21 protein-coding genes and 1 tRNA gene are annotated in these 20358 nt (G+C 65.1%); 17 read left to right on the top strand and 5 right to left on the bottom strand.

Annotated features, from left to right (window positions below; all coding sequences use genetic code 11):
* Positions 1-43: 43 nt before the first annotated feature.
* The 3 genes from WFK61_RS23095 to WFK61_RS23085 all read right to left on the bottom strand — a co-directional run bounded on the left by WFK61_RS23095 (position 44) and on the right by WFK61_RS23085 (position 3404).
* Entirely contained in the window at positions 44-1108 is a 1065-nt protein-coding gene (locus WFK61_RS23095) for a cyclopropane-fatty-acyl-phospholipid synthase family protein (RefSeq protein WP_336814404.1), read from the bottom strand.
* Positions 1109-1275: 167 nt separating this feature from the next.
* Positions 1276-2079: a DUF1365 domain-containing protein gene (locus WFK61_RS23090; RefSeq protein WP_336814403.1), complete on the bottom strand. Its 804-nt coding sequence runs from the start codon at positions 2077-2079 to the stop codon at positions 1276-1278.
* Positions 2076-3404 carry an NAD(P)/FAD-dependent oxidoreductase gene (locus tag WFK61_RS23085; RefSeq protein WP_336814453.1) on the bottom strand — a complete coding sequence of 443 codons (1329 nt, stop codon included), beginning with the start codon at positions 3402-3404 and terminating at the stop codon, positions 2076-2078. The genes WFK61_RS23090 and WFK61_RS23085 overlap by 4 nt, the downstream gene beginning before the upstream one ends.
* Before the next feature lie 177 nt (positions 3405-3581).
* Between WFK61_RS23085 and WFK61_RS23080 the strand changes: the two genes are divergently transcribed.
* The 6 genes from WFK61_RS23080 to WFK61_RS23055 are packed head-to-tail and all read left to right on the top strand — an operon-like array spanning position 3582 to position 7671.
* A complete protein-coding gene (locus WFK61_RS23080; protein ID WP_336814402.1) occupies positions 3582-4157 on the top strand; it encodes a hypothetical protein in 576 nt (191 codons plus the stop codon).
* A gap of 30 nt (positions 4158-4187) precedes the next feature.
* Positions 4188-4556, top strand: a complete 369-nt coding sequence (locus tag WFK61_RS23075) for a DUF2147 domain-containing protein (RefSeq protein WP_336814401.1) — start codon at positions 4188-4190, stop codon at positions 4554-4556.
* A gap of 55 nt (positions 4557-4611) precedes the next feature.
* Entirely contained in the window at positions 4612-5232 is a 621-nt protein-coding gene (locus WFK61_RS23070; RefSeq protein ID WP_336814400.1) for a sigma-70 family RNA polymerase sigma factor, read from the top strand.
* Positions 5229-5852: a ChrR family anti-sigma-E factor gene (locus WFK61_RS23065; protein WP_336814399.1), complete on the top strand. Its 624-nt coding sequence runs from the start codon at positions 5229-5231 to the stop codon at positions 5850-5852. Before WFK61_RS23070 ends, WFK61_RS23065 begins: the two co-directional genes overlap by 4 nt.
* Complete coding sequence (locus tag WFK61_RS23060; RefSeq protein WP_336814398.1) at positions 5849-6649, top strand: DUF1295 domain-containing protein; 801 nt, start codon at positions 5849-5851, stop codon at positions 6647-6649. The genes WFK61_RS23065 and WFK61_RS23060 overlap by 4 nt, the downstream gene beginning before the upstream one ends.
* Positions 6649-7671: an SAM-dependent methyltransferase gene (locus WFK61_RS23055; RefSeq protein WP_336814397.1), complete on the top strand. Its 1023-nt coding sequence runs from the start codon at positions 6649-6651 to the stop codon at positions 7669-7671. The genes WFK61_RS23060 and WFK61_RS23055 overlap by 1 nt, the downstream gene beginning before the upstream one ends.
* 18 nt (positions 7672-7689) lie before the next feature.
* Here the strand turns inward: WFK61_RS23055 and WFK61_RS23050 are convergent, their stop codons facing one another.
* Positions 7690-8103 carry a DUF2177 family protein gene (locus WFK61_RS23050; protein ID WP_336814396.1) on the bottom strand — a complete coding sequence of 138 codons (414 nt, stop codon included), beginning with the start codon at positions 8101-8103 and terminating at the stop codon, positions 7690-7692.
* A gap of 140 nt (positions 8104-8243) precedes the next feature.
* Between WFK61_RS23050 and WFK61_RS23045 the strand changes: the two genes are divergently transcribed.
* The 11 genes from WFK61_RS23045 (at position 8244) to WFK61_RS22995 (ending at position 20291) form a co-directional block, all read left to right on the top strand.
* Positions 8244-9089, top strand: a complete 846-nt coding sequence (locus WFK61_RS23045) for an alpha/beta hydrolase (RefSeq protein WP_336814452.1) — start codon at positions 8244-8246, stop codon at positions 9087-9089.
* Between the two features lie 255 nt (positions 9090-9344).
* Positions 9345-9791 carry a hypothetical protein gene (locus WFK61_RS23040; protein WP_336814395.1) on the top strand — a complete coding sequence of 149 codons (447 nt, stop codon included), beginning with the start codon at positions 9345-9347 and terminating at the stop codon, positions 9789-9791.
* 10 nt (positions 9792-9801) lie between these two features.
* Entirely contained in the window at positions 9802-10608 is an 807-nt protein-coding gene (locus WFK61_RS23035) for an exonuclease domain-containing protein (protein WP_336814394.1), read from the top strand.
* Positions 10533-11210, top strand: coding sequence for a hypothetical protein (locus tag WFK61_RS23030; RefSeq protein ID WP_336814393.1), 678 nt, complete (start codon positions 10533-10535; stop codon positions 11208-11210). The genes WFK61_RS23035 and WFK61_RS23030 overlap by 76 nt, the downstream gene beginning before the upstream one ends.
* Positions 11131-12249: a hypothetical protein gene (locus tag WFK61_RS23025; RefSeq protein ID WP_336814392.1), complete on the top strand. Its 1119-nt coding sequence runs from the start codon at positions 11131-11133 to the stop codon at positions 12247-12249. Before WFK61_RS23030 ends, WFK61_RS23025 begins: the two co-directional genes overlap by 80 nt.
* Positions 12250-12369: 120 nt before the next feature.
* A complete protein-coding gene (locus WFK61_RS23020) occupies positions 12370-13362 on the top strand; it encodes a hypothetical protein (protein ID WP_336814391.1) in 993 nt (330 codons plus the stop codon).
* Between the two features lie 110 nt (positions 13363-13472).
* Positions 13473-14705 carry an AAA family ATPase gene (locus WFK61_RS23015; RefSeq protein WP_336814390.1) on the top strand — a complete coding sequence of 411 codons (1233 nt, stop codon included), beginning with the start codon at positions 13473-13475 and terminating at the stop codon, positions 14703-14705.
* A gap of 50 nt (positions 14706-14755) precedes the next feature.
* Positions 14756-15619: a hypothetical protein gene (locus WFK61_RS23010; RefSeq protein WP_336814389.1), complete on the top strand. Its 864-nt coding sequence runs from the start codon at positions 14756-14758 to the stop codon at positions 15617-15619.
* A 123-nt stretch (positions 15620-15742) separates the two neighbouring features.
* Entirely contained in the window at positions 15743-16264 is a 522-nt protein-coding gene (locus WFK61_RS23005; RefSeq protein WP_336814388.1) for an RraA family protein, read from the top strand.
* A 126-nt stretch (positions 16265-16390) separates the two neighbouring features.
* Entirely contained in the window at positions 16391-18196 is a 1806-nt protein-coding gene (locus tag WFK61_RS23000) for a hypothetical protein (RefSeq protein WP_336814387.1), read from the top strand.
* Between the two features lie 400 nt (positions 18197-18596).
* Complete coding sequence (locus WFK61_RS22995) at positions 18597-20291, top strand: recombinase family protein (protein ID WP_336814451.1); 1695 nt, start codon at positions 18597-18599, stop codon at positions 20289-20291.
* On the opposite strand, the gene WFK61_RS22990 is transcribed toward WFK61_RS22995, so the two are convergent.
* A tRNA-Met gene (locus tag WFK61_RS22990) sits at positions 20248-20324 on the bottom strand. The two genes, WFK61_RS22995 and WFK61_RS22990, sit on opposite strands and share 44 nt — an antisense overlap.
* Positions 20325-20358: the final 34 nt, after the last annotated feature.

Below are 20358 nucleotides of genomic sequence, written 5' to 3'. Positions count from 1 at the left end.
GGCGCCTGGCTGTCCAACGGGTACGAAAGCGAAGACTCGCGGCTCAACGGCCCCGCAAAGCGATCATGTTGACGTCGATCGTCCGGGCGCGGAAGCCGGCTTCGCAATAGCAGAGATAGAACTCCCAGAGCCGGCGAAACGGCACGTCGAAACCCAAGGGCGCGATGTCTGCCCAGCTTTCGAGAAAGCGCCGGCGCCACTCCTTGAGGGTCAAGGCGTAGCTGTCGCCGAAATCGAGCTGCTCGACGACGGTGAGGGCGGCAGCTTCGGCACTGCTCTTCAGCACTGGAACCGACGGCAGACTGCCTCCGGGAAAGATGTAGCGCTGGATGAAATCGGTGCCCTGCTGGTAGCTCTCGAACAACGCATCGCCGATCGTGATCGCCTGCAGCACGGCACGACCGCCGGACTTGAGCGAGCGGCTCAGGGTATCGAAGTAAGACGGCCAATAGGCGCGGCCGACCGCCTCGATCATCTCGATCGAAACGATGCGGTCGAACTGCCCAGCAATGTCGCGATAGTCGCGGAGCTCGATAGTGACGCGCTCGGCCAGGCCTGCTTCGGCAATGCGCCGCCGTGCAGCTTCGAGCTGAGCCGGCGACAAGGTAATCGCGGTGACGCGGCAGCCTTCGCGAGCCAGTCGCTCGGCCAGCGCTCCCCAGCCGCATCCGATCTCCAGGACATGCTCGCCGCCCGAAAGGTCGAGCATCGCGACGATCCGGTCGAGCCGGCGCTGCTGCGCGGTCTCTAACGTCTCGCTCGGCGCCTCGTAGAGCGCCGAGGAATACATCATGCTAGCGTCAAGCCAGCGGCCGTAGAATGCGTTGCCAAGATCATAATGCGCCGTGATGTTCCGGCGGCTGCCCCGACGTGTGTTGGCGTTGAGGACATGCCGCAAGCGGTTGAGCAACCGCGCAGGCCAGGCACCTGAAACCAGCTTGCGCAGCGTTGCATCGTTGCGTGCACCGAGCTCGATCAGGGCCGTGAGGTCCGGCGTGTGAAGGTCCCCATCGCGATAGGCTTCGGCCAAGCCGATATCACCGTCGAGCAGAAGCCGGCGCATCGAGCGCCAGTTGTTCAGGATCATCGTCGCCTGAGGCCCCGGCATGCCCGGCGCGCTGCAAATCCGCTCACCGTCTGGCGTGAAGACCGTCAAGTGGCCAACCGCGATCCGGGACAGCAAGCGGCGCAGGAACCAGCGCGACAGGCCCATCCCGCTTGACGGCGCAAACACCTGCTCCGACATGCGAAGGCGATGCTCGGTTTCCGGCCGGCTCATGGCTGCAGCTGTCCTTTCGCATGGGACGAGGCGATGCGGCCCCGACTGAAGGGCGGCTCCGGCGCGACCGAATGCGGTTGCCAGGGAATGCGCTTCGCCAGCAGCCGCAACGCGTGCCAGTGAATGGCAGCGGTGACCTTGAGCGTGAGGAGCGGATGCGTCGCCAGCAGCCGGAGCAGGGTCGCATCGCTGAGTTCCGATCGCTGGCCGCTCTGTGCGGCTGTGATCAGGCGCCCTTCGGCATCGCTACCATCGATGGCAATGGAGACACGCTCTCCCGGCGGTGCGACCGTGAAGTCATAGCTCATGCCGAGCTTCATGAACGGCGAGACGTGGAAGACCTTGCCAGCCTCCTGCCTCAACGCGCCTTCAGAAGCACGGGCCGGCGCGACATAGCTGTGAATCTCGCCGAAGGTGTTATGCACCTCGTAGACGGTGGCGCAGAGGCTGCCGTCGCGGCGATAGCAGAAATAGGTGCTGAGGGGGTTGAAGGCATAGCCGAGGATGCGCGGCATGGTCAGCAGCCGGATCGGGCCGCCGTCATGCGCGATTCCGGCTTTCGCAAGAGTTTCTTCGATCCGGGTTCGTAGAGGCCGACCGCTGCGATCCCCGTAATCCGCGTCATAGAAGGCGTAGAGATTGAAGCGGTTGCGTGAGAACAGCGTGAGCTTCGCGGCCAGTTGCTCGATCTCGTCGAGATCGAGCAACATCCAGAACACGCGATAGGCCAGCGCATGCGGGCGGGGCCGAAACCGATGATGCCTGACGCGGCCGACATAGAGGGCGGATCGCCAATTCATGCGGCCAGCTCCGGCCGAGAAGCAATCGGAATGCGCCCGGATTCATCGCGAACCTGCCAAGGCCGACGTACACCGCCGAGCGCCTCGGCGACGGCGAGCCCGGCCTGCAAGCCATCTTCGTGGAAGCCCGAACCGAAATAGGCGCCGCAGAACCAGCTCCGGCGCACGCCCTGCAGCGACCAGAGCCGCTCCTGCGCCTCGAGCGCAGCAGCATCGAAGAGCGGGTGCTCGTAGATTTCCTCGTGAAGGACAGTCTCTTCGCGCAGCATATCCGGCGGATTGAGCGTGACGAAGAAAGGCCGCTCGTCGGGCAGGCCCTGGAGTCGGTTCATCCAGTAGGTGACAGCACAGGCGGAATCCGGCTGCGCACGATGACCGATATGGTTCCAGCTCGCCCAGGCGCGGCGGCGTTTCGGCATCAGGGCCGTGTCGCCATGCAGCACGGCGCGATTGCGGCTGTAGCGGAACGCACCGAGGGCTTCGATCTCCCCCGGACCGGGGTCGGCGAGCATCGCCAGCGTCTGGTCGGCATGGGTGGCGAAGACGACTTGGTCGAAGGTTTCGGTCCAGCCATCGCCGGTCAGATCGACAGCATTGGTTCCGCGCCGAACCTGCCGCACCGGCGAGCCGGCCCTCACCTCGCCCGAGAAGCCGGTGCGCAGCTTTTGCACATAGGTGCTGCTGCCACCGGTCACGGTGCGCCAGACCGGCCTATCCGTGAGCTGCAACAGGCCGTGATTGTGATGAAAGCGCAGGAAGGCCGCTGCGGGATAGGACAGGATTTCCGCGCAGGGCGCCGACCAGATGGCCGCAGCCATCGGCAGGAGATGGTCGTCCCGGAAGGCCGCACCGTAACCGCCAGCGGCGAGATAGTCGCCGAGCGAGACGCCGGCCGCACCGCCTGCAACCGCGTCCCTTGAGGCGTCGCGGTAGAAGCGGGTAATGCCCTGCAGCATCGCCCAGAAGCGTGGGCGCACCAAATTGCTGCGCTGGGCGAACAAGCCGGTGACGCTGGTACCGCTATATTCAAGGCGCCCGCCGTCGAGCGACACCGCAAACGACATCTCGGTCGGCTGCGTGGCGACGCGCAAATGGTCCATCAGCGCGATGAAATTCGGATAGGTCGCCTCGTTGTAAACGATGAAGCCGGTATCGACCGCGGTCTCCCCGGCAACGCGAACGGTGTTCGCATGACCGCCGAGTCGGGGCATGGCCTCCAACAGCACGACGTCATGCGCCTGACCCAGCAGCCACGCGGCCGACAGGCCGGAGATGCCCGCACCGATCACGGCGACTCTCATCGCCTTGCCCTGCGCCCTCTCCATCGTTGCGTCCCTGCTTTTCATAACCGGTATACGTGGCCTGAGCCGGACTGGATTTGTCGCGGCGCCACCAAAAACGAGCAGACGGCGTGACCCAACGCCGGGCCACCTGCGTAGACGAAGGAAGCCCGGGATAATTCGTGAGAGGTTGGGATGATGCTCGTGAGCAGGCTGAAGCGGATGGCTGCCGCGCTCGGCGCCTATATGGCGCATCCCGATCCCCGGAGCGCCGTGGCCAATACCGTCGCGCTGGTGATCGTCTCGAACCAGCCATTCTATCCACTTTATATCGACTGGGCGGCCTCGCCCGTCATCGCGCCGTCCTACCTGACTTTCCTGTCGACGCCGTTCTTCGCAGCCGTGCCGGCGGCCATGCGGCGCAGCACCTTGCTCGGGCGAGCACTGCTTCTCTCAGCTGGCATCGGCAATACATTGCTCTGCCGCGCCGCCTTTGGCTCTGGCTCGGGGGTCGAAATCTTCCTGCTTCCCTGTCTCATGCTGGCGCTGATGCTGTTTCGCCGCTTGGAGCGTGCCTTTGCGCTCGGCTTCACGGCGCTCGCCTTCGCCACCTATCTCCTGCCGGCAGCTCTTCTCGGCGGGCCGATACACCTCTACGAGGCCGGCGAATACATAGCCCTGCAGCGCCTGAATTTCCTCAGCGCCGCATCCCTGACGGTCCTGATCGGATGGCTCTTCTCCGGGCATCTCGACACAATTTCGCGCGCCGATGAAACCAACGATGTCCGGGGAGCGTAGAGGAAACGCATCCGCCGAGAGGACTTCGCCATGACGCGCCTTCTGCTTGCTCTCGCCCTCGCTGCCATTGCGATTGAAGGTGCGGCCGCCAGCGACATTGACGGCACATGGCTGCGCGATGACGGCAACGCGCGTGTCCGCATCGCGCCTTGCGGCGACAAGATCTGCGCCACCAATCTCTGGATCGGCGACACCAGCAAAGGCGAGGCGGCCGGCGACAAGCTCGTCATGACGCTGGCGCGCCAGCCCGACGGAACCTTTTCCGGCAACGCCTACGACCCCAAGCGCGACTGGACCTACGCGATGACGATCACCGCGACGCCCGGTGCGCTGACCACTCGTGGTTGCATCGTCGGGCGCCTGATCTGCCGCGACGTGAACTGGAAGGCCGCTGAGTGATGGCGAGTGATCTTATCCCGGTGATCCGGCGCGGCACTGCCTGCGTATCTCGTTCATGGTCCCCGCACTCGCCCTGACTGTCGACGGCATGCGCGAGGCAGGAGCCAGCGCTCAAGGAGGTCGTTTCATCGTCTTGTTCGACCCCGACAGACTGATTGCCGCCATTGCGCGCTCGGGGGACCGAGCCGCTTTCGCCGCGCTGTTCGACCATTTCGCGCCGCGCGTGAAAGGGTTGCTGATGCGTGGCGGCGCCCCGGCGGAGCTGGCCGAGGAAGTCGCGCAGGAAACGCTCCTGGCCGTCTGGCGCAAGGCAGCCCTCTTCGACCCGGCGAAGGCCAGCGCCTCGACCTGGATTGCAACGATCGCGCGCAATCTGCGCATCGACATCGCCCGCCGTGAGACCCGTTCGCGGCTGTCGCAAGTTTACGAGATTCTCGATGAAGAAGCCCCCGAACAACCCGATGCGACGCTCTCCGGCGCCGAACGCGATGCGCGCGTGCGGGCGGCGATGACTCAGCTTTCACCCGACCAGTACCGCGTAGTCGAACTCGCCTTCATCGAAGGCTTTAGCCATCAGCATGTCGCCGATCATCTCGCCATTCCCTTGGGCACTGTGAAATCCCGCCTGCGCCTGGCCTTGTCGCATCTGCGCGGCCGGCTGGAGGATCTGCGATGAGCATCATGCATCGCCCATCCGACGAGACGCTGGCCGCCTTCGCGGCCGGGCAGCTCGACGAAGGTCTGGCGGTCGTCGTCGCCTGCCATATCGAGGCGGATCAGGAGAGCCGGCGGCGCCTGCGCGAGCTCGAGGCCGTCCAAGGCGCATTGCTGGATACGGTCGAGCCCGTCGCAATGGCTTCCGGCCCAAGTCATGCAGCCACCGCAGCGCCAGCCGAGCCGTCATCGGCCACCGCCCTGATGTCCGAGGCCGGGATGCCGAAGGTACTGCGCCCTTATGGCTTCGGCCCTTGGCGCCCCATCGGCCTCCGCATCGCCATGCGACGCGTCGAGGTTCCCGGCGCAGATGCGCGCGTCTTCATGCTGCGTGCCGGCCCCGGCATCGCTTTGCCGCACCACAAGCATACGGGCTTCGAATGGACGACGATCCTCGCCGGCGCCTACGAGCACGAATACGGGCGCTACGCTGCCGGGGATTTCGACGAGGCCGATGCCGAGCATGATCACACGCCGCGTGTCGATCCTGTCGAAGGCTGCACCTGCATCGTCGCGATGACGGGGAGTGTGCAGCTGCAGGGATGGCTTGGCAGGTTGCTGCAGCCGCTGGTGCGGTTTTGACGATCGCCTCCTTCGTCGTGGCTCTGGCCTTCGTGGCCGTGGCCATGTCGGCCTTCATGGCCTTGGCGACAATGGTGGAGCGCCGCACCGGCAATTCCGGCTGGATCGACGTGATCTGGACCTTCGGGCTCGGCCTGACAGGGATCGCGGGTGCGTTGCTGCCTTTCGGGGCCGGACCGATGCCGCGGCGCCTGTTCTTGGCCACGCTCGCGCTGGCTTGGGCGCTCCGCCTCGGCCTGCATATCGCGCAGCGCACGAGCGGCATCGCTGAGGATCCCCGTTATGCGAAGCTCAAGCGCGACTGGGGCAGCGATGCTCCCCGGCAACTCGCCAGGCTGCTGCAGATGCAGGCGCTGGCTAGCATTCCGTTGGCATTGGGCATCATCTTGGCGGCACATAAGCCCACGCCTTCGCTCGGCTGGGGCGATATCGCAGGCATTGCCATTTTCGTAACAGGACTGGTGGGCGGAGCCCTGGCAGACAGCCAGCTGCGCGCGTTTGCCCGCTCCGGCGGTGGCGGCATCTGCGACCGTGGCCTCTGGCGCTGGTCGCGCCATCCCAACTACTTCTTCGAATGCGTGCTCTGGTGCGCCTATCCGGCGATCGCGCTCGCGGCCGGTTACCCCTGGGACTGGCTCGCCTTGTTGGCGCCGGCCTGCATCACAGCGCTGCTGACGCGTATCTCCGGCATCCCGCCCTTGGAGCAGCATATGCTCGCCAAGCACGGCGACGCCTATCGCGCCTACCAAAGCCGAACCAGCGCCCTGATCCCTCTGCCGCCGAAAGGAGCGACGTGATGACGATCATGCAGAAGCTTTCGAGCTGGGGTGAAGGCCTCCCGGTTCCCGATGCCGTCAGTCGCATGGTCATCGCCTCGCTGGTTGGGCGAACGGATCGTTCGCTTGCGGCGCAGCCGGCTGATGCCGCAGCCTTCGCCCGCGACATGGCGGCGTTTCCGATCGCCGTTCATACCGACGCCGCCAACGCCCAGCATTACGAGATGCCGGCCGCCTTCTTCGATCAGGTGCTTGGCGCGCAGCGCAAATATTCCTGCTGCTATTACGCCGATCCCGGCGACACGCTGGCGGCAGCAGAAGACAAGGCACTCGAACTGACCGCGGACCATGCCGATCTCGCCGACGGGCAGGACATCCTCGAACTTGGCTGCGGCTGGGGCTCGCTGTCGTTATGGATGGCGGAGCGCTACCCGAAGGCGCGGATCGTATCGGTTTCCAATTCGGCCTCGCAACGCTCCTATATCGAGGAGCAGGCGCAGCGCCGCCATCTCGGCAATCTCCGCGTCGTCACCGCTGACATGAACGCGTTTGCGACCGGCGAGCGTTTCGACCGTGTCGTCTCCGTCGAAATGTTCGAGCACATGGCGAACTGGCGCGAACTCCTCGGGCGGGTTCGTGGCTGGCTGAAGCCGGACGGCCGCCTCTTCATCCATGTTTTCGCTCACCGCCAGGGCTGCTACCGCTTCGATGCGGCGGATACGGGTGACTGGATCGCGCAGCATTTCTTCACCGGCGGCCTGATGCCGAGCGCGACGCTCGCGCACCAATTCCCCGATCTCTTCACTGTCGAGGCCGAATGGCGCTGGAGCGGCGAGCATTATCGCGCCACAGCCGAGGACTGGCTGGCGAATTTCGATCGCAATCTCGCGGCGATCGATCCGATCCTGCGCGAGGCCTATGGCGCGGAAGCGCCACTCTGGCGCCGGCGCTGGCGGCTCTTCTTTCTCGCGACGAGCGGCTTGTTCGGCCATGCCGGCGGCGAGGCCTGGGGCGTCCATCACTATCGGTTGCAGGCAGCCTGACGATCAGCCGGCTGGGGACTAGACCCAGCCCCAACCAGCAAGGCGGCGGACGATGACGAAAGCGACCCATGTGCACAGGCCGACGACGACCGTGCCATAGACGAGATCGACGAGCGCGATCGTCAGCGTCCAGGGCCGCAGCGTGGCATAGTTGGTGAGGTCGTAGGTCGCGTAGGCGAGCAGGCCGATAAGCGCGCCATTGAGCAATGCGGTACTCGCGCTACCGTCACGCAGCGCCGGCATCAGCGCGAAATAAACGACCCCGAGCGGGAAACCGAAATAGAACAGCGCCGCCGGCCAATAGCGCACCTGCTCGACGATCAGGTCGCCGAGCACCGGCCGATAGAGCCTGGCCGTCATCGTGCTCAGCCAGATGGCGTCGCAAATGCCGAATGCGATGAGGAAGGCGATGTAACCGGCAACGAAGCGCATGGCGATCTCCCTGGTCTTGCGGGAGATACGCCGAGCGAGCCGGCATGGTTCAGTTCCGCTCGCGATCCTGTCTCGTCACGGAAATCCGTTCCGGCGGGCTAAGCGTATAGGAGACGATGCCTCCTCGACCCCAGGTGATCATGACGCTCCGGATTGCCCGACGCACGATCCTGCCGCTGCTCGCCGGGCTTGCCTTGCCTGCCTGCTCAGTCCTGCGACCCGGCGCCTTGACCAACGGCGCGCGTGATGTGGCCTACGGCCTGCATCCCCGGCAGCGAATGGACATCTACGTGCCTTCCGACGGTGGCAGCGCGCCGAATCCGGTTGTCTTCTTCATCTATGGCGGCTCATGGGCCAATGGCGCCAAGGAAACCTATTCCTTCGTCGGGGACGCGCTTGCTGCTCGTGGCTTTGTCACGGTGATCGCGGATTATCGCCTGGTCCCGGAGGTCCGTTTCCCGGTATTCATCGAAGACGGTGCGCTGGCGCTGCGCTTTATGCGAGATAACATCGCCCGCTTCGGCGGCTCCCCGCGAGCCATCCACCTGATGGGGCATTCAGCTGGCGCCTATAACGCGATGATGCTGACGCTGGACAGGCGTTACCTCGCCGCCGTCGGAATGCATACCGGCGGGATCCGCTCCACCGTCGGCCTTTCCGGCCCTTACGACTTTCTGCCTTTCGACATCGACGTCACGAAACAAGCGTTCGGAAACGCACGCGACCCCGCCCAGACTCAACCTATCAACTTTGCAAGGCGCGACGCGCCACCGGTCTTTCTGGCTACGGGATCGAGCGACACGACGGTCCTTCCGCGCAACAGCGAGCGGCTTGCGCTCGCGCTCAGAAGGGCGGGCGCGCGATCCGTCTCGCTGAAGATCTATCAAGGGCTCGGCCATGCCAGCACGGCCACAGCGCTGGCCAGGCTGCTGCAATGGCAAGCGCCTGTTCTCGACGACGTCGTCGCGTTTCTTCAGGCGACATGAGTTGGGTGACTGCCGCGTTTTGCGCCGGTTGCGGTTCTACCGCGTGTTCCTGCTTTGGAGCGTCGGGAAGCGGACGTTCCAGATGTCGACATGGGCCAGCTTTGCCCCTTCGTAGCGGGAGCGCTCGAAGACGGATCCCCGCCGATTGTGCGCGTGAAGAGAAGGAATTCCGGAACCCAGCGTCGGGAACCCCCGGGAATGAGCAGGTGAGCCGTCCCGGATCCTGGAACCGGAACGGAATGATCTATGAAGACCTTGAACGAGGGTGCCGAGAGCGCCCAGGACGATGCTCGCCCCACCGCGCACGACCTTGCGCATTACGCGCGTGGGTATCAGCTGAGCATCAGGCACAGCAAGATGTTCCCACTCTGGCAGGCAGCGCTGGCCCATGCTCTGCTGCTCGATCATGACGGCGACCGCGTCCATGAAGACCATGGCGGCCTCAACGGCCGGCAGATGGCGGAGGGCGCGCGGGCGATCGCGCGGAGCTACGCGCTGCTGATCGCGGAGACGCCTGCTCGCAACGAGCGGGAGCTGGCGCAGAAGATCGAGATCTACGAGACGATGAGCTTCCTGCCCGGCGAGATGGATCGCTCGCGCACGGCGTCGATGGTCGAGCTGGCAATGCATTTCGACGGGGTCGATCTCGGCATTGAACTGCGCAAGGAGACGTACAAAGCCAGCTCCGGTGGCGTGCAGTAGGATCGCCGCGATGTCCTCCTTCATCATCTACGATCTCGAGACCACCGGTCTCGAACCGGCCTGGAACGTGCCTCTCCAGGCCGCCCTGATCCACACGGACGAGGGCTTACGCCCGCTGGGCGAGCTCTCGCTGCGCTGCGCACTGCCGGCTCATATCGTGCCTTCGCCCGGCGCGCTGCTGACCACAGGGATCCGGCCGCAGCAGCTCGACCAGGCGCCGATGTCGTGCCTCGACATGCTCGGCCAGATCGCCCGCGCGATCCGGTTCTGGGCGCCTGCCACGGTCCTCGGCTACAACACCCTGCGTTATGACGAAGAAGTGCTGCGGTACAGCTTCTTCACCCATCTCCTGCCGCCGTATCTGACCCAGGGAATGGGGTTGAAGCGAGCCGACCTCCTCGTCATGCTGCGGGCGGCGATCATGCTCGAGCCCGACGCGGTCACGATCCCGGTCAGTGACGACGGCAAGCGCTCGCTCAAGCTCGGCGCGGTCTGCCGGGCCAACCACATCCCGTTGGCCGAAGACGAGGCGCATGACGCGCTGTTCGATGCGCGCGCCACGCTCGCGCTGTTCCGGCTGCTCAGGGAGCGCGCTCCACGCACTGTCGCGCTCATGCTCGCCAATACGCATAAGTCGGGGCCGATCCGGCTGCTTTCCAGCGGCGACCTGATCTGCCTCGGAGGACATTCGGCGCTGGTGCCGGCGGTCGGCATCCTACCGAACCCCGATGTTCCAACCTCGTGGGCTGCCGCCGATCTCTCGATCGACCCGGCGAGCTACTCGACGGCGCGGCGGAGGACATCGCGAAGCTGCTGACACGCTCCGGCGCGCGACCCGTACGGATGGTCAAAACGAACTCCCAGCCGATTCTGTTCGGGTGGGAGGACGCGCAGCATGCGCTCCCGGCCGATCGGCTCCCGGACGCGGTCTACCACGACCGGGCCCGCCAGATCCGCCAGCACCCGACTTTCAAGCGCCATCTCGCAGCTGCGCTGAAGGGCCGTTTTGCCGATCGCGAGCCATCACCGTTCCACGAGGCGACGCTATACAGCGGCGGCTTCTTGTCCGACGCGGATGCGCGCGTCTGTGCCCGTTGGCACGAGCTGCCCTGGGACCAGCGCGGCGCGCTGGTGAAGCACATGGGCGACATCCGCCTCCAGGCCTTCGCCAATCGGCAGATGTTTTTGGAAGCGGCTGAATGCCTCTCGCCGGAATCCTGGCGCAAGGGCCGCGACTGGCTGCGCGAGCGGCTGACGACCGAAGCGGAGGTGCCTTGGCTAACGCTGCCCAAGGCGATGTCGGAGGTCACGGAACTGCGCGCCGGGCTCGATCCGCAGGATGCCGATCGCCATGCCCAGCTCGATGCGATCGAGATCTGGCTGCGCGAGCGCAGCGACCGCCAGCAAGTGGCGGCGTGAGGAAAGAGGCCGGCGCTCCAGAACGCCGGCCGTTTGGAAGGAAAACGGGAAAGCGCTGCCACGAGGCAGTAACCCCAAAAAACCTTCTGGAAAGTCCATGCAGACCAACATCCCCGCAGCCGCCTCGCTCGATGACATCGTGTTCGAGGCCATCATCCGCCCCGTCACCGACGAGCTCGACGGGATCGCGCGCAAGCTTCCCCTCTCCGGCGAACGCGACGCCGCCTACGCAGGCTTCGTGAGCGAGCGATTCCTGATCAGTGCCGCCGCCGGCCGCGCGCTCGGCTTCGCGGAGGAGACAGAGCGTTTTCTCGCTCTGGCCGAAACCTCCGCAAAGCCTCAGGTCGTCGCCTGCCTCGACATGCTGACGGCTCTGACGGTGCTCAACTCGGCTTGCGTCATCGCCTTGGCGATCATGCCGCCTCAGAACGGAGAGGACATGCTGGCACGCGAGTTCATCGCCGAGAGCGTCGATTCCAAACTCCGTGAGTCCGGCGATCCCGCCATGGTCGAGGCGGCGGCGCTGGCCTTCGACATCGGCCCCCTCCCGATCGCCATCGGCGAGCGGCAGTGCCGGACCTTCATGCTGGCGAGCGCCGAGCCCGCCCCCGTGGAGACCATGCGGCCCGGCGTACCCGCCATGTTCTGCGTCGAGCAGGGCTTCAGCCTGGTCGCCTTCATGCAGGACCTGCCGGAGGTCGCCGCCCTTGTCGAGCGCGCCGCGCTTCAGCTCGACGATGCGGACCGCATCGCTTGCAGGATCGCCGACGGTGATCATGGCCACGAGGCGCTGGACAGGCTCGAGCGCGCTCACCAGGGAGCGATGCTGCTGACAACGGCCGATCTCGCCCGCGCCTGCATCTATGCTGACCTCGTCGAGGCGGGCGCCGCCGCCAAGGATCGGGCGCTGGCTCTCGCTCCGCGCCTGGCGAAGGCAAGGCTTCAGAGCATCGTCGCCTTCGCCGCCTTGACCGGCGGCGTCATCGGCGAGCTCGCAAATGCGGCTCGGGCCGCCGCCCTGTCCGTCCAGGGCCGCTGAGCTCCCACGGGTAAGAAGAAGCCGATTGCGAAGGGGCGTCGTCCGGGACGCCCCTTTGCGATTCCAGGAACCGGAAGGGGACGCAGTCGAGATGGCTGTAACCCCCAATGGAAACACATCATGTCCAGTAACGACGACCAGGGCCGGCTGCCGCCGCCCGAGAAACACAGCCTCGCGCTTCGCGAGGACGAGCGCTTCCGCGACCCGCTGGAAGCGCTGACCTCGAACCTCGCTGACGATCCTACGCTCGGCGAGCTCATCGCTTTCAGGCAGGGCCGGCCTAACCTCAAGGAGGCCGCACGGATGTCGCGGCAGTTCGACCACGAAGCGCATCGTGTCGCATATGCCGATGATCGCCATCCTCATGCTGCCACCATCGCCGCCAGCATGGAGCTCGCAGCTCTTCTCCTGGATAGCCTGGTCTGCGCCTGGCCGGCCGACAGCCTCGACGAGGTCGATGCTAAGCTTGCCCTCGCTGACGGGCGGGGGCCGTACGGTACCGACCAGGAGCCGGACTACATCGCATCGCTCGACTCGAAGACCGCCAGGCGGATCCGGATCATGCGGGCGGCGTTCGATGTCGGCCAGCTGAGTGTTCCGCCGGCTCCTGCCGCACCGGGACTCGCCGATAGCAACCTCTCTTCCTGGCCGCGACTGCGTTACGATCTGCGCGATCTCCTGCCGATCCGAGGCGGCGAGCCGGTTCTCGCCACCTCGCCCGATATGTGGATCGCCTTCGCTTCCAGCGGTCCCAAGTTCGGCCGGCTGCGCGAGCGGGTCGTCAGGATGTTCGAGACCGCCGAGAGGCTGTTCGACCTCGCGCGTGCGAACGAGGGTGACAAGAGCCGCGAGCTGCGGCTCGCGGCGGAGGGCGCGCGGATCCTGGCCTACATCAACGCCTGCCAGGCGCTGATCTGGCCGGCGAGGTCGAAGGCCGATCTGGAGGAGAAGCGCGCGGTCGCGCGGATCATCAACGATCGCGCCTGCCGCCCGGACCCGCTCCACATGCAGGCCATCGTCCGGCACATGGTCGACGAGGCGATCTGGGTCCATCGCCGGCTCGGTCTTCACGACGGGGCGCTGGTCGAGGTCGACTGGATCGAGATCGTCTGAGCCGATCATCCGATGGCGACGACAGGAAGGCGGCGCCACCCGGCGTCGCCTTTTCGTGTTGGGATTGCCGCGGGCGGGAGACCGGAGCGGTCGACCCCGCGGAAGGCAGCATGCGCCGCGGCACGCGGACCACGATCATGAATGCGCCTGAGAACCGGATGCCGGACGATACCGGCCACGACGACATCGAAGCGCGGATCCTGCTGGAACAACTGGCCATGCAGGGATCGGAGCGCATGCCCCTCGAGTCGGACAGTGTCGCGCTCCCCAAAAGCGAAAGCTTGGAACCGGACGCTCAGCGCCCTCCCGAGCCGGATTGCGGCGGGCGTAGCAGCTCCGCGAACATCTTCCATCATGCCGACGTCGGCCGCCAGCTCCGGCTTCTCGCGATCGAAAACGGCGACACTACCCATCTTTCGAATGAAGAGGCGGCTCGCTTCAGCAAGCTTTGCTGGCTGACGGAGGAGCCGTCCCGGAAGCCTCTGCTGTTCGGCACTGCTCAGATGCGCGAGGCGCTCGACGAACTCCGGAGCACATGCCCGCCCTTCGTCACGGTCACTGACCTTGTCGATCGGACTGTCGCGCTTTCACTATTGGCCGAAGCGCCGCTGTCGATCCCGCCGCTCTTGCTTGTGGGGCCGCCGGGGACCGGCAAGACGCACTATTCGAAGGCTCTGGCCAAGGTCCTCGGTGTCCCGATTCATGCCTGGTCCTGCGCGACGAACTCCGACGCGATGCAACTGATCACCGGCCACCCAACGACATGGCGTGGCGCCCGCATGGGCCTTCTGACTGAAGCCCTCGTGACCTCGTCCTCAGCAAGCCCGGTCTTCCTTCTCGACGCGATCGACAAATTCCTGACGCATCGCGACGAGCAGCCTTTCAACATCCTGCTCAACGTCCTCGAGCCGGAGAATGCCGAGGCCCTTCTCGACGAGTATCTGCGCGTTCGCTTCGATGCCTCGCACGCGATCTTTATCGGAACTGCCAACGATGTCTCAGTCCTGCCGAGTTTCATTCAGGATCGGTTCCTGATCATCCCGATCGCCGCGCCGACCGGCGATGCCCTCATCGCGGTGACGCGGCAGATCGCGACGAAGATCCTCACGCCGCTCGGGCTGCCGATGCCGAGCGATGACATCCTGGTTGTCCTTGCCCGGCGCAATCCGCGCCGGATCGGCCGCGTGCTGCGCCTCGCGCTCGGGTTCGCGGCAGCTGAGGGGCGAGAAGTCCTCGAGTCGGCGGACATCAGCGCCGCGGATGCCCTCGCGTCCCGCGAAGCCAGCCCCACGCCGATCGGGTTCATGCGCCCCAGCAGGGAGAGAGAGGTAGGCGGAAAGTGAGGTGAGATCGGGAATGCCCCCCGGGAAGCCCAGCACGAAAGAATTTGACCATGACGACCAAGACCAAGCCCACCAACCAGAAGCCTCTCTCCAAACGGAAGATGGGCAGCCCCCTTCTGCCCGCAGGGTCGGCAGGCGCCGTGACGCGCTGGTATCCGACCCGTTGGCCGCGGATCGGTGGCGTCCATATCGTCCCGCTGGCGGACGACGCCTTCACGAAGCCCGCCTTCGTCGAAGCCTACGAACCCGGGCGGCTGGTGTTCGTCTACTGTGCCGGCTGCGGGGAAGATCACCGGAACCCGGAGCAGGCCACGGGTCTGCTCGGCCTGTCGCGCCGCCTCTGTGCTGCGCTCCACAAGGTCTCGGTGACGGCGCAGGTCAAGCTCCGCGATCGTCTGCGCGAGCTCAACGCCGATCGGTATGGCGCGCTGACGACGAGTGCCGACGGGTTCTGCTGCTCCGACCTCGGTTACGACAACTGGATGCTGCAGCATATCCTCGCGCACGGCGCGCCCCTGGCGGGATCGCCGGTCGCCATGGGCAATCGCTGCCTCACGGTTCGCCTGCCTGCGAGCCTCTCGGTTCGTGAGTTCGACAAGCAGCTGCACGCCCGCATGACCAATGCCGCCCTCAATCCCTGGCTAAAGTCCGTGGCGGGCCGAGCCCACTGCCAACTGCTGGGCATCGCTCCGAGGGAGCTTGCCCGGGGGACGGCCTATGGCTTCGGCGAACTCAAGCGTTCCAGTGACGGCGAAGAGTTCTACTTCTTCCGCCCCAAGAGCCGCGACGCCGATCGGCTTCTGCGCCTGGCCGAAGCCATCATCCACGATCACGTCGTCCTGCCACAGACGACGCCGACGCTCGCCTGGAAGTCGAGGGCGCAAGGCTTCGGCACGATGACCTTCCGCATCTGATAGTTCTGCGCGGATCTGGGGCGCACGGACTGCGTTCCCAGATTCCGGGCTAGCGTCAGATCGAGCCGTCGGGAAGCCTGTCTCGCGGATGCACATCGGCATGTTCGAGACAGGAGTCACACGATGCAGACGAAGACAGATGAGAAGCGCGTCACCACGATCGAGCTCTGTGCCGCGTTCGGCCCGATGGCTCGCCAGCTGCCCCTGATGTACGACTATACGCAGGTCAAGCCGTTCGCGGGACCTGCGACGATCATCAAGGTGAGCGACGGCCGCCAGACGCTCAACCGTCTCCTTCGGCGCAACTGCGCCGAACACGTCGTCGTCATCGACGCCCGTCACCTCCTTCCCTATGCCGCCGTTGGGCCGATGGAAGTGGCGAGCGCGATCCACGGCAAGTGCCGCGCCGTCCTCGTCTTCGGGATGGTCTACGACGTTGAACAGCTCTCGAAGGAGAAATCCCTCCCGGTGTTCGCGATGGATAACGGACCGCGCGTGCTGCAAGCGGAGGGCGGCGACGCGTGGTCGGCCGTCCTCGACTGTGAAGCCGGACTCATCACCAACGAATACTACCTGGTGGGCGATGCCGACGGCATCGTCGCCGTCCTCAAGGACCAGATGCAGGAGCAGTTTCCGGTCGGATAGCGACACGGGGGCGGTGCAGGAATTATCGCTCGGAATGGATTGACGTAAAGTTGGAGGCTCACCCAGAATCAATGACAGTTGATTCGGGTCGATATCGCGAGCGATATCCAAATGTGAGTGTATCAAATGCGTATCCGAGCGAGTATCAAGAAGGAATGCCTGCCTGAATTCAGGCCCCTGATCCCGCTGTTGGATGAGACCAAGCGTCTTGACCGCGGTACGGGACCGCTCGTCAACACCAGTTGGCTTTGTCGCCGTATTCAGAGCGCTCTGAATAGCGGCGAAGACTGCGATCAGATCGGTCGGGCCATGGTCCCGGCCCGTCAGCTGGTCGCGAGCATGGACCGCGCCGAGGTCGACAGGTATCGGCCCTACGCCGCGCAGCTTTCCCTATACGACTGCGGCGAGCCGCTGATCGTCGTGTACGAGGGTCGGGACAAGCCGGACGGCTTCGACCCCAAGACCTGCGAGATCCTCAACGGCAAGGCACGCGCCGTCCGTGTCCAACGCCAGAACATCTCCCTGCCCGTCATCTTCATCTCGAGAACGCGGGCGCGTTTCTGGGGCATGCCGTCCTGGGCGCGACAGCTCGGCAACGGTGGTCCGTCTCCGGCGATCGGTCTTAGGACGCGCAGGCACCGACTGCGTTCCGGGATGGCGACGTTACCTCAGCCTCCCATTGCGACGATCGATAAGAAGGTGACGCAGCCGGGCATGGCAATCGTCAGCAAGAGAGTCGAAAAGGCGAGATCCGCCGTAGGCGGCCGCATGACGCACCCGAGCGCCCATGCACTCGTGTTGTCGAGCGACGGCGGGGTGCGAGCCTATGCGCATAGGATGCTTGCGTCGCGAGCCTTACAGCCTCGGGGACTCGTCGATGCATTTCCGGAGCCGGCAAAGCCGGGGCCCTCGACGCCGCGGCATCAGGAAAGCTGCCTGCTGATTCTGTTCGCCAAGCTGCTGAAAGCGCTCTGCGACGACCAGCGCGACAACGCCCGTCAATGGTACGACGACTCCAGACTTCTGCGCCGTTGGGGCGGTACCGAAGACCTACGCTTGCTGATGCGAGAATTCCTAGGGTTGCCTGGCGACGAAGTATCGCTCGCATGTCCAGAGCAAAAGGCGCTCGTCGACGACGCGTTGCACGAATATGCGCGCGCGGCGCGAAGCGCCCTTGCGAAAGCGGGACCGTCATGGAACGCGCCCTTGTCTGAACGGCTACTTCTCTTCGGCGCGACACGTAATCCAAAATCCGTCAAAGAATCCGAGAAGAAGGACGTGCTGCGCCGTCACTATCTCGAATTGCTGGAATGGACCCTGCGCGCGCTGTTCCGGGCGAGGCACTGGCGCATCGGCTGCAAGTCGATCGAACGCCTCGACACGCATGACGAATTCCACAAGCCGGACAAGCATGATCCAACGTTGGAGACCCGGACCGTCCAGCGCGTCAGGCACGAGGCCGTCGGCTCGCCGCGGTTCCAGGCGCTGACCGATCTCGCCGTCGAGCCGCTGCTGATCCTCTCGATGCACGCGCGTTTCAATCCGTTTCTCGTCTGGCACGACATGCGCTGGGCTGTGCCCCTCGGGCACTGGTCGATGGCGATCGCCGATCTCGATGCGGGACGCCCGACGCATGTCGCCGTCTGGATGGCGGAGCTCTATGAGGAGCAGCGGCGACGCAACTTCGAGCACATCAACCACTTCACCGGTCCGGCGACCATGATCCTCCATTGGCTGCACTGGGTCTGCGGTGATGTGGCCGACTTTTCCCGCAAGATCCATGAGGTCTGCGACGAGGTGATCGATGGCTTTCCCCATCGCAGCGGGCGACTGATCAAGGTCGTCGTCGATGACCAAGGCAAGAAGACTTTGGACTCCGAGTTTCTGAGGTATCAGGAGGATTGGGCGCTCCAGGCGACCTTGTTTGCCTGAGGGTCGCTGTCTGCGTTCCCAGATTCACTTCTACCGACCGTAGCCGATATGGTGAACTTGAAGGGCCTCCCCGTTGGAGGCCGTCATGGCGAAGAGGCCGAGATCTGATCGAGACGATGCCGCCCCCGGCCAACTGGCCGGGGTTGACGCCGCGCAGATAGAGACCGCCGCCGGCCCGGCACAAACGCCTTCGGCAGAGGCAGAAGAGGTCATCCTTCGCCTTGCCCGCCTGGTCGGTCGGCAAATCGCCCGCGAGAGGTTTGAGCGCGAGGGACAAGGCTGTCAGGGGTCCATCGGAAGAAGGAAGCTCCTTGAATGATCTACAGACGATGTCGATCTTGTCGAAACAGCGGCACAGCTTCATGCTGAGCCCAAATCCCCCTTTGAAGGAGTCCTGACGATGCGCGTCGCGCTCTACGCCCGTTACTCCTCCGATAACCAGCGCGCGGCGTCGATCGAGGACCAGTTCCGGATCTGCCGGGAGCGTGTGGGGCGCGAGGGGTGGGAAGTCACTAGCACCTACAAGGATGCGGGGATTTCCGGCGCCAGCATGATCCTGCGGCCGGGCATCCAGACGCTGCTGCAGGACGCGACCGCCGGTCGCTTCGACCTCGTCCTGGCGGAAGCGCTGGATCGGATCTCGCGTGACCAGGCCGACGTGGCGACGCTGTTCAAGCGCCTGAAGTTCGCGGGCGTACCGATCGTTACATTGTCCGAGGGCGAGATCAGCGAGCTGCATGTCGGCCTGACGGGCACGATGAACGCGCTCACCCTCAAGGCGATCGCTGAGAAGACGCGACGGGGGATGAGCGGGCGCGTGGAGGCCGGGAAGTCCGGCGGCGGGCTCTGCTACGGTTACAAGGTGGTGAAGCAGTTCGACGCGCGCGGCGAGCCGATCCGGGGCGACCGCACCATCGACGCCCGCGAGGCCGGGATCGTACAGATGATCTTTCGGATGTTCGCCGCCGGCGTCGCGCCCCGCACGATTGCCCGCACGCTAAACACCGAAGGCGTTCCCGGCCCCGGCGGCAAGCCGTGGGGCGACACGACCATCCGCGGCCATGTGAAGCGCGGCACTGGCATCGTCAACAACGAGCTCTATATCGGCCGGCTCATCTGGAACCGCCTGCGCTACATCAAGGATCCCTCGACCGGCAAACGTGTCTCCCGGCTCAATCCGGAGACGGACTGGATCGTCAAAGACGTCCCCGAGCTTCGCATCCTCGACGACGAACTCTGGCAGGCTGCCCGCGCGCGCCAGAACGAGATCGCGGATAAATTCGCGAAGGTCACGGAAGGCGTCCGCGAACATCACCGGCAGAACCGCCTCAACGGCGCCAGGCGACCGAAGTCGCTCTTGTCGGGCCTGATCGCCTGCGGCTGCTGCGGCGGCCCCTACGCCCTGCGCGGCGCCGACCGTTTCGCCTGCTCCAACCATGTCGGGAAGGCCACCTGCGACAACAGCCGCACGATCCCCCGCCCCGACCTCGAGGCGCGCGTGCTTGCCGGCCTGAAGGACCGGATGATGTCGCCGGAGGTGGTCGAAGAGGCGATGCGCGTCTATGCGCAGGAGACCAACCGGCTGAACCGGGAGCGGCGCTCCAATGGCGACGCCTGGCGCTCCGAACTCGCCAAGGTCGAGAAGCAGATCGCGGGAATCGTCGAGGCGATCGCCGACGGCATGTACCATCCGTCGATGAAGCAGAAGATGACCGTGCTGGAAGCCCGCAAGGCGGAACTGACCGCCCTCCTCGCGGATGCCCCGGTCGACGCGCCCGACCTTCTTCCGAGTGCGGCCACGATCTACGCGAGCAAGATCGCGAAGTTGACCGAAGCCCTGAACCAGCCGGAGGAGCGGCCCGAGGCCGCCGAAGCGCTGCGCATGCTGATCGAGAAGATCGTGCTGACGCCTGGGCCGACACGTGGCGAGATCTTCGCGACGTTGCACGGCGAGCTCGGCACGATCCTGGAGTGGACGGAAAGGCAAGCCGTTGGGAAGGCTACAAAAACAAACACTCCCGGAGCTGTGCTCACGGGAGTGTCTGTCTCAGTGGTTGCGGGGGCCAGATTTGAACTGACGACCTTCAGGTTATGAGCCTGACGAGCTACCGGGCTGCTCCACCCCGCGTCGAGATTTGGCCTTTGATCTTGTCCTGAAGGGG

The organism is Allobosea sp. MMO-172, assembly GCF_037147855.1.
GTDB lineage: Bacteria > Pseudomonadota > Alphaproteobacteria > Rhizobiales > Beijerinckiaceae > Allobosea.
This window is presented reverse-complemented; position numbering and strand designations above follow the sequence as displayed.

Coding starts and splice junctions, on each gene's coding strand:
- WFK61_RS22995 (WP_336814451.1), top strand. CDS start 18,597: ATGCGCGTCGCGCTCTACGCCCGTTACTCCTCCGATAACCAGCGCGCG.
- WFK61_RS23010 (WP_336814389.1), top strand. CDS start 14,756: ATGACGACCAAGACCAAGCCCACCAACCAGAAGCCTCTCTCCAAACGG.
- WFK61_RS23090 (WP_336814403.1), bottom strand. CDS start 2,079: ATGAATTGGCGATCCGCCCTCTATGTCGGCCGCGTCAGGCATCATCGG.
- WFK61_RS23095 (WP_336814404.1), bottom strand. CDS start 1,108: ATGCCGGGGCCTCAGGCGACGATGATCCTGAACAACTGGCGCTCGATG.
- WFK61_RS23045 (WP_336814452.1), top strand. CDS start 8,244: ATGACGCTCCGGATTGCCCGACGCACGATCCTGCCGCTGCTCGCCGGG.
- WFK61_RS23005 (WP_336814388.1), top strand. CDS start 15,743: ATGCAGACGAAGACAGATGAGAAGCGCGTCACCACGATCGAGCTCTGT.
- WFK61_RS23025 (WP_336814392.1), top strand. CDS start 11,131: ATGCCGATCGCCATGCCCAGCTCGATGCGATCGAGATCTGGCTGCGCG.
- WFK61_RS23075 (WP_336814401.1), top strand. CDS start 4,188: ATGACGCGCCTTCTGCTTGCTCTCGCCCTCGCTGCCATTGCGATTGAA.
- WFK61_RS23085 (WP_336814453.1), bottom strand. CDS start 3,404: ATGGAGAGGGCGCAGGGCAAGGCGATGAGAGTCGCCGTGATCGGTGCG.
- WFK61_RS23080 (WP_336814402.1), top strand. CDS start 3,582: ATGGCTGCCGCGCTCGGCGCCTATATGGCGCATCCCGATCCCCGGAGC.
- WFK61_RS23070 (WP_336814400.1), top strand. CDS start 4,612: ATGGTCCCCGCACTCGCCCTGACTGTCGACGGCATGCGCGAGGCAGGA.
- WFK61_RS23000 (WP_336814387.1), top strand. CDS start 16,391: ATGCGTATCCGAGCGAGTATCAAGAAGGAATGCCTGCCTGAATTCAGG.
- WFK61_RS23020 (WP_336814391.1), top strand. CDS start 12,370: ATGTCCAGTAACGACGACCAGGGCCGGCTGCCGCCGCCCGAGAAACAC.
- WFK61_RS23015 (WP_336814390.1), top strand. CDS start 13,473: ATGCGCCGCGGCACGCGGACCACGATCATGAATGCGCCTGAGAACCGG.
- WFK61_RS23065 (WP_336814399.1), top strand. CDS start 5,229: ATGAGCATCATGCATCGCCCATCCGACGAGACGCTGGCCGCCTTCGCG.
- WFK61_RS23050 (WP_336814396.1), bottom strand. CDS start 8,103: ATGCGCTTCGTTGCCGGTTACATCGCCTTCCTCATCGCATTCGGCATT.
- WFK61_RS23055 (WP_336814397.1), top strand. CDS start 6,649: ATGACGATCATGCAGAAGCTTTCGAGCTGGGGTGAAGGCCTCCCGGTT.
- WFK61_RS23035 (WP_336814394.1), top strand. CDS start 9,802: ATGTCCTCCTTCATCATCTACGATCTCGAGACCACCGGTCTCGAACCG.